General features: G+C 44.4%; 9 protein-coding genes. 7 read left to right on the forward strand and 2 right to left on the reverse strand.

What is annotated here, in order from left to right; genetic code table 11:
- The 4 genes from PHR02_RS12235 to PHR02_RS12250 all read left to right on the forward strand — a co-directional run.
- On the forward strand, positions 1-1050 hold a 1050-nt coding region (locus PHR02_RS12235), incomplete at its 5' end, for an aminotransferase class V-fold PLP-dependent enzyme (RefSeq protein WP_299992430.1).
- A gap of 77 nt (positions 1051-1127) precedes the next feature.
- Positions 1128-2009 carry a diguanylate cyclase gene (locus tag PHR02_RS12240; RefSeq protein ID WP_299992432.1) on the forward strand — a complete coding sequence of 294 codons (882 nt, stop codon included), beginning with the start codon at positions 1128-1130 and terminating at the stop codon, positions 2007-2009.
- 45 nt (positions 2010-2054) lie between these two features.
- Positions 2055-2402 (forward strand): hypothetical protein, encoded by a 348-nt coding sequence (locus PHR02_RS12245; protein ID WP_299992433.1) that lies wholly within the window; start codon positions 2055-2057, stop codon positions 2400-2402.
- Positions 2374-2571 (forward strand): hypothetical protein, encoded by a 198-nt coding sequence (locus tag PHR02_RS12250; protein ID WP_299992435.1) that lies wholly within the window; start codon positions 2374-2376, stop codon positions 2569-2571. The genes PHR02_RS12245 and PHR02_RS12250 overlap by 29 nt, the downstream gene beginning before the upstream one ends.
- On the opposite strand, the gene PHR02_RS12255 is transcribed toward PHR02_RS12250, so the two are convergent.
- Both PHR02_RS12255 and PHR02_RS12260 read right to left on the reverse strand, forming a co-directional pair.
- Positions 2568-3875 (reverse strand): alkaline phosphatase family protein, encoded by a 1308-nt coding sequence (locus tag PHR02_RS12255; protein ID WP_299992437.1) that lies wholly within the window; start codon positions 3873-3875, stop codon positions 2568-2570. The genes PHR02_RS12250 and PHR02_RS12255 overlap by 4 nt on opposite strands.
- Positions 3876-3976: 101 nt before the next feature.
- On the reverse strand, positions 3977-4594 hold the full coding sequence (locus PHR02_RS12260; RefSeq protein ID WP_299992439.1) for a TetR/AcrR family transcriptional regulator: 618 nt from the start codon (positions 4592-4594) through the stop codon (positions 3977-3979).
- Between the two features lie 115 nt (positions 4595-4709).
- On the opposite strand from PHR02_RS12260, the gene PHR02_RS12265 reads away from it, so the two are divergent.
- From PHR02_RS12265 to PHR02_RS12275, 3 genes are all read left to right on the forward strand, one after another.
- Positions 4710-5945 carry a TolC family protein gene (locus PHR02_RS12265; RefSeq protein WP_299992440.1) on the forward strand — a complete coding sequence of 412 codons (1236 nt, stop codon included), beginning with the start codon at positions 4710-4712 and terminating at the stop codon, positions 5943-5945.
- Positions 5942-6676 (forward strand): efflux RND transporter periplasmic adaptor subunit, encoded by a 735-nt coding sequence (locus PHR02_RS12270; protein ID WP_299992442.1) that lies wholly within the window; start codon positions 5942-5944, stop codon positions 6674-6676. The genes PHR02_RS12265 and PHR02_RS12270 overlap by 4 nt, the downstream gene beginning before the upstream one ends.
- 8 nt (positions 6677-6684) lie before the next feature.
- Positions 6685-7649, forward strand: a 965-nt coding sequence (locus tag PHR02_RS12275; protein WP_299992443.1) for an efflux RND transporter permease subunit, incomplete at its 3' end; no start/stop codon positions are given.

Here is a 7649-nt window from a genome sequence, read left to right on the forward strand (position 1 = left end):
AACGAAGCGATGGGGTATATGTATGATGCGCTTAATGCTCCCGATGCCGATGATATCCTCATCACTTCATGTGCGACAGAGAGTAACAATGCTGTCCTCAAAGGGATCTTTTTCAAACATATCCTCCGTGATCCGTCTAAAAACCATATCATCGCTTCTGCGGTGGAGCATCCATCGGTACTCGAAACTCTCCATTTCCTCGAAGAGAACGGTGCGGAAATCACGTTTGTCGATGTGGATGCTTACGGTTATGTAAGTTCTGAGCGTGTGGCGGCGGCGATTACCGATAAAACGATTCTCATTAGTATGATGTGGGCGAACAATGAAACGGGGATGATTTTCCCTGTCGCAGAAGTAGCCGCTATCGCAAAAGAACGGGGAATCTTGTTCCATACCGATGCGGTTCAAGCGATCGGAAAAGTAAAAGTCGATCTTAGTGCAATACCGATCGATTATCTCACCTTCTCAGCACACAAATTTCACGGTCCAAAAGGGATCGGCGGATTGTATGTCAAAAAAGGGAAAGAGCTACCGAACCTCCTCCACGGTGGGGAACAAATGGGGGGCAAGCGTGCGGGTACTCTCAACGTCGCCTACATCATCGGTATGGGGCTAGCGATGAAACAATCGGTCGGACATTTGGACAAAATGAACAGCGATGTACGAGCATTGCGTGACCGTCTCGAAGATGCTATCTCTCAGCTGCCTGATACCATCGTCGTCGGAGATCGTGCTCGCCGTACCCCTAACACTATTTTGATTTCTCTTCGCGGTATCGAAGGGGAATCGATGCTATGGGATCTAAACCGTGCAGGGATAGCGGCATCTACAGGAAGTGCATGTGCATCAGAATCGCTCGAAGCCAATCCAGTTATGAGTGCGATCGGAGAAGATCCGGAGCTCGCTCATACCGCGATTCGCCTCAGCCTCAGCCGCTTTACCACCGCTGATGAGATCGATTATGTCATCGATGTCTTTATTAAAGCGGCGGAACGTCTTCGTTCAATCTCTTCTACTTATGCTTATACAAACGAGAAAGTGGTCAATTAAGACCATTTTCCTACACAAAGCGCTCAAACTCTCTTCATCTTATGTTATGATTATGAGATACCCTGTGAAGGCACTCTATGGAAATATCACAAGATGAAGCGTATCTGATGCATGAAGATCATGTATGCAGTCAGCTTTTTTTATCGGTTATTAATACACAAAAGAATCTCATCGTTTTACTCCATAATAATGAGCCGATACTTTTTAATCAAGCATTTATAGATTTCAATAATACACCCTCTGTAAAACATTTTTTACGTGAGTTCGGCTCACTTCCCAACCGCTTTGTCCCGCATGACAGCTATTTTCATATTGGAAAAGCATCTAACCCTCACAATTGGACAACAGATCTCATGGAACTCCCAGAGATTGACCGCATTATCAGTATGCTCAACTACCGTATCGAACCCCATGCCTTTTCGGTATCAGCACTGACACCTTCCGATGGATATACGATAGTCACATTTACTGATATTTCCCAAGATCTCATCAAACGGATTATGATCGAAAACGATGTCAGCATTGACAAAGAGAGCGGTGCTTATGATAAAGAGTACTTTGTTCATACCTCAAAAAGTTTCCAAGAAGCAGCCCTTTTCAACAAAAAATTGATCGCTATTACGATGATTGAGCTGATGTCTTCGGATAGTGAAGCCGAACACTATCTTCACGATTTTAGCTTTAGCGTCAAATCCAATATCCGCCAAAGCGACATGCTGGTGCGCTGGGGGAAAAAGACATTTTTACTCGCCTATCTCGTCGATTCGTCTGAAAACGCTTTGAACTTCAGTCGTAAACTTCTCACCGTTATGCGTGAAGAACCGTTTCAGAATTTAAAAACACTCAGTATGCGTCTAGGAACGACCGTTCAAACCCAAAATGAAGATATCTCCTCTATCATCTCACGTGCAACCTCTGCACTTCAACAAACACTCAACTCTCAAATTACTTTATTGTAAGAATTATATATGCATATCCAAATCTAAATTTGATTTGGAGTTCTTATGCGCCCTTACCGTAATATCAGCGATTCAGAGCTGGAAAGTTTTGGTGCCGTGCGCGAGTGGGATTCCATGGTTGCAGCATCCCTCATAATTCCCGCTTCGGTTTTATGGGTACATTCAACGCGCGAGAAATTTCACCGCCTTGATCCTATGGATTCATGCCTCGTTAAAAAAATAACGATTCTACGAATCCAAGGCGACGTTATCAAAACCGATTTCGGAAGCTATTCCATCGAAACAGGCAAAAATATCTATTATTCGTGCGGATGCAAAAAATTTTGTGATTGTTACGGTCAGCTTTATCTGTTAAAGGAAGATCATGCGCTATCTCATCGATATACGGCTTGAGGGGAAATCACGCCTTTATCCGATTGATGCGGATAATGAGACCCAAGCGGTAGAGCGTCTCAAACTCCGCTTACCACCCCATCAGCGGGAGTCGATTATCATCGACTCTATCGAAATCGATCCGGCATCTATCCCAAACGATGATCCGTTTGGGATCTTTTTGCATTAATCTTCTAGAGCGTTTAGCAGATTATTGCTCTTGCGTTCCCCGAGAGGCAACAGATCGTGCTTCCACTCAATGAGACGTAAAATAGAAGTCGTATCATAATCGGTATGATCTACGTACCCTTTTTTCGAATACGGGGAGATGATAAGAGCCGGAATCCTCGTTCCCGGTCCCCATCGATCACCTGAGGGTGGGGCAACATGATCCCATAAACCGCCGTTTTCATCATAAGTGACGATAATAAGTGACTTTTTCCAAACTTCGGGTTTTTTACGTACCGCTTCGACGATTTGGGAGAGTTTTTCATCCGCAGCTTTAATACTCGCATATCCCGGGTGTTGATTATCCGCAGCGGAGGGTTTAAAAAAGGCGACACTCGGCAGTTTTCCCTCTTCTAATTCACTAAAAAAAAGTTTTTCATCTTTGAGATGTTGACGCCCCCCCGTATTTGGGGCATAACGTGCAAAATACAAAAATGGGTTATGGTGATATTGGTAGTGGATTTGATCACCCTTTAGCGCTATCGCATCATCAAACCCACCGCTATACCAACTCCATGATATGTTTTTATCGCTCAAGCGATCCCCTATCGTATCGTATTCGATGGGTTGAAGGCGTAGTGAGGGATCAGCGTATTTTGCTTTATGCGGTGGGTTGCGGGGCTGTATTGTATTAACCGCATACCCATCAGGAGTTAGAATGCCGTCTTTTATAATCTCACCACGCTCATCCAATACGTAGCGCGAAATATTCGACTCTGTCCCAACGTACGGAGTTCGTGCGGCGATCAACCACTGATGATTTAGAAATGATCCTCCGAATGCAGCTGCAAAGAAACGATCACATAGAGTAAACTCTTTTGCATAGCGCCAGATGGCACTTTCAGAGATATCGTGATACCCCATACTCAGCCCTTTTTCATCGCTGATATCGACAAAACGGTTATTTGAGCCTCCGTTAATCTGAAGAATGTTTTGATAAAAGCGATGAACCATATCAGGGATCATCCCCTCTTGGGATACGGTGGCATCGAGTAAAAATGGCTCATTTGTAAGTGTTTTAGGAAATCCAGCAAGTAATGATTTTTCTCCCAGGGGAAGCGTAGAGTAAATACTACCGTTCCTGTCGATTTGTTTTGCGTATAGGGTAATAGATTTATCTGATGTATCAGCGCCCTCAAACCCACGGAACAAATTATCAAAACTGCGATTTTCGAGATAAATAACAATAATATGATCGATTTTAGAGCGGAAATCAGTGGCATACAACGATAGAGAAAAAGCTAAAAAGAGAAAAAAGTATTTCATTTAGTATCCATTTTTAGCAGAAGTATAACGTGCAATTTTTACTAAAAGATTACCGATCATAGTAGAAGCAAAATCTTTTCTTATCATCCGAAATTGCATGATTAGTGTAACCCTTTTAGCAGTACCCCTATACTGTACTCATAAATCGCATCAATATTATCACGCATCATCAAATGTCCATCAATCAACAACGATGCGAGTCCATGAATCGATGCCCACACCATTGCCGCCTGCACCATTGGGTTCACCGTTGCAATAATCCCCTCTTCTTGGGCTTCGAGAAGAAGTCCAATGAGGGCATATAGTCCTGTAGCTTGATTCTCATCTTTATAGTCACATAATTCTTCACGCTCCTGATGATATTTATCACCAAACAACAATCGATAAAGATTCGGATGTTCTATCGCAAAATCGAGATAGGCTCTCCCCATCGTTTTAAACCGTGTTTCAACACTCTGAGTTCGATCTTTAAAGATGGGGGTAAACATCCGATCAAGATTCTCATACCCTTTCTCGATTACGCCGAGTATTAATGCTTCTTTACTCTCAAAATGGCGATAAACCGCTGTTCTTGACGTACCCAATCGTTGCGTCAAATCACGTAAAGTGATCGCATCGAGCCCGTCTTTGTCAATGATATCCAATGCCGTTTCAACCAACGACTCTTTGAGGTTTCCATGATGATAAGGTGACGTTTTTTTAGCAAACTCATTATTCATGATAGTATTGTAACATGAGTTAAATAAAATAGATGAGACAATGTTGACATTGCTTACATTTAATGTTACTATTGTCAACATAAAACGCAATAACGATTTAAAAAAGGAAAACAGTATGAGGAATACGGCTCTTTTACTCCTCGCCGCCCAATCGCTCATGTGCGCCGATCTCGCATCATTGCTTCCGAGTGCCAAAACCAATTTACGGGTCGAATCGGCACGTCTGGAGATACAAAAATCACAAGAACAGCTTGATGAAGCTAAAACTGCCTATTTTCCGACAGTCACTGCAACTGCCCTCTATAAGAAAAAAGACAAAACAGCTGCTTTTGAGCCAAACAGCATCCAAGGTGCAGAGATAGGGGCTCAGATCAGTGTGTTTGACGGGTTTCGCCGCGAAGCCTTACTCGATGCCCTCCACGCGTCGATGAGTTCCGCCACCCACTCACTGGCACAAGAAGAACAAAATGTCCTTATGGAGACCATTGCGGCGTATTACGACTATCTCGATACTCAAGATCGTCTCAGCGTCAATAAAGAGAAAAAAAATGAGATCCTCTCCGAAGTGGAACGGTTCGAAATACTCGTTAAAAATGACCTCGCCACCACCGATATCCTCAAATCACTGATTGCATCGAAACTCGAAACCGATTATGACGAGCAAAACCTTAAAGTGCTCCTCGAAAAACACCGTAAACATTTGGAACTTCTGAGTGCGACACCGATTCATGAACCACTCCGCTATCGAGAGCTTGCAGAACCGAAATTAGCGACACTAGAACGCCATGATCTGCAAAGCGATCGTTCAAAAATCGATATTTTGCGTAATACCGAGGATCGTTATACCTACCTCCCCTCTATCACCCTCGAGGCGAAACACAAATACATGGAGTACAGCGGCTACGATACGATGGGGGGATCTAATCTCCAGCCGCTGAACCAAAACGAAATAACCGCTTCGCTCTCTATGACACTCTTTGATATGGGACGCATTGCAAAGGAGCGTGAACAAGCCCGTATTGATACCCTTAAAGCCCAACACCTCCTCGATTATAAAACCAAAAGCCTGAGTAACGACGCCGAAATAGCCCTTATGTCGATTCAAACCTCCCAAAATGCCTATGAAGCAGCTAAAGCTGAAGAGGAAGCACGTTTCGAAGCCTTCGGATTTATCAAAAAACGTTTTGAAGCGGGGTTGGTCAATTCAACAACGTACCTCAGTGAACTTACTAATCTTACACAATCGCGTGCAAAAGCTCGCAATGCCCGTAACACCCTCCAAGTGGCAAAAGCGAGTGCCGCCTATGCCTATGGAATTGACCTTATGACACTAATCAAGGATGAAAAATGAAAATGATTGTGATATCTACACTAACGGCACTCTCCCTATGGGGCGATGTATACGCCACCTTTGAGACCCAAGCCTACCGTGAAGCCTCGTTGGGGATGAACGCATCAGGGATTGTTAAAAATATCTCCGTCCAAACAGGTGATCACGTCAAAAAAGGCTCCCTCCTCCTCCAATTAGACAGCGCCGAAGAGCAGCTCTCCTTGCAAATGGCCAAAGCTGATTTAGAATCACTCACGAAAGAGTGCAAATTTTTGAGCGATCAATACGGACGATATGAAAAAAGTGCACAGGTATTCGATAAGAACACCCTCGATAAACTCAAATCCGAATTGGATTCAAAACTTTCACAAAAAGAACGAACCCGATTATCGGTCGCTTATGCTGCACAAAAACTCTCTAAAATGCGCCTCACTGCCCCGTTTGCGGGAAGTATCTCCGAAAAAAATATCGAGATGGGGGACATGGTATCATCTATGGGGGGAACACCTCTGTTTAAACTCATCAGCGATCAAACCAAACTTCTCATCCAGTACGATTCTAAATTCGGCTCACAGGTCAAAGTTGGGGATCGTTTTTGCACCTCTATCGATGGTAAATCAACAGGTAAATGTACCAAAATCATTAAAATCTACCCTGCTATCAATACCAAAAACCGTCAAATGACCGCCGAAGCTGACGGTTCGAGATTGCGTCCCGGCACGTTCGGCGATGGCATGATCATGGCTAAATAGGACTTATTATGCATAAAATTGCCATTACCCGCCCTATTACCACCCTTATGTTCGCCCTCGCGTTGATCTTTTTCGGGCTGGTCGAACGCTCTAGTATGCCCTCCGCACTCTATCCAAACGTCGATTTCCCTATCGTTATCGTCACCACCACCTATAAGGGAGCGAATGCCGATATCGTCGAGAGCAAAGTGAGCGACAAGATCGAAGAGGCGGTGAGCGGGATTTCGGGACTCGATACCCTCAGTTCAGACAGTTCCAAAGGGATCAGTGTTGTCGTCGCCCAGTTTAAACTCTCCAAAGACCTCGATGAAGCGGTCAATGACGTCCGCGATAAAGTCTCCAGTATTCAACTCCCTAACGAAGTCGATAAACCCTCCGTCGATAAATACTCAATAACCTCTTCCCCAGTTATCACCCTCTTTTTAGCGGGCAGTGATACCCAAAGGGTGATGAAACATGCTGATGAGATTCTCAAACCCCGCTTGCAAAGAATCGAAGGAGTCGGCGGTGTAACGGTTGCCGGTTTACGTAAAAAACAGATCCTCATCACTCCAAATCCTGCACTCCTTGCCAAATATTCACTCACCATGAGCGATCTAACCAATATCATTCGTGCTCAAAATATCAGAATGGATGGAGGAAAGACAGTTGATTCTGCGCACGAGTTCCAAATCCTCATCGATAACGACAGCAAAACGGTAGAAGCTTTATCTGGGCTTCGAATACGTGAGGGACTAAGTTTAGGGGATGTGGCAACCGTGAGTGATACGTTAGCCGAAGAGCGCAGTTTCGCTTCACTGGATGGGAAATCAGGTGTATTGCTGATGGTCAAAAAAATGACGGGAGCCAATGATATCGCCATTGCCGATGCCGTGCGTGCCGGACTTCCTGCCCTCACCGCGCTAGAGCCGACGATGACCCTCACCCCCTTGCAAGATACAACTGGATACATCCGTGACACCCTTGATGGGGT

The sequence above is a fragment of the Sulfuricurvum sp. genome (assembly GCF_028688295.1).
Taxonomy (GTDB): Bacteria; Campylobacterota; Campylobacteria; order Campylobacterales; family Sulfurimonadaceae; genus Sulfuricurvum.